Origin of the sequence: Streptomyces tendae, assembly GCF_014650435.1 — a bacterium.
GTDB classification, from domain to species: Bacteria; Actinomycetota; Actinomycetes; order Streptomycetales; family Streptomycetaceae; genus Streptomyces; species Streptomyces tendae.
In genome coordinates, this window is the sequence record NZ_BMUY01000137.1 from 1 (window position 1) to 505 (window position 505).

The following is a 505-nucleotide window of genomic DNA, read 5'->3' on the forward strand; positions in this document are numbered from 1 at the left end:
ACGCGCTGTACGCGTACTGCGCACCCGCCCTCGTCCGGCAGGCGTACCTGCTCACCGGGCGGCGCGACCTCGCGCGCGAGTCGGTGGAGCGGGCCTTCCAGCGGGCGTGGGACCACTGGCCGGAGGTGGCGCGCGACCCGGACCCGGCCGGGTGGGTGCGTGCGGCCGCGCACGACTGGGCGCTCTCCCCCTGGCACCGCTTCCGCCGCCGCTACCGGCACCCCGAGCCCCCGCCGCCCGACGACCACGACCGCGCACTGCTGGACGCGCTGTTGAGCCTGCCGCCGCCGTACCGCCGCACGCTCGTGCTGTACGACGGTGTCGGCCTGGACCTGCCGGATACCGCGGCGGAGACGGAGGCCAGCACGCGGGCCGCGGCCGGGCGGCTGCTGTACGCGCGTGAGGTCCTCGCGGAGCGGCTGCCGGAGCCGGCCGGTCCGGGGGAGCTGCACGACCGGCTGGCGGAGCTGGCGTCCAGCGGGCGGACGCGGGCGGCGGAGCCGGC

At 78.8% G+C, this 505-nt stretch carries 1 protein-coding gene; it reads left to right on the forward strand.

Annotation, left to right across the window (positions count from 1 at the left end; genetic code table 11):
* Positions 1-505, forward strand: a 505-nt coding sequence (locus IE258_RS41025; RefSeq protein ID WP_373309994.1) for an RNA polymerase sigma factor, incomplete at both ends; no start/stop codon positions are given.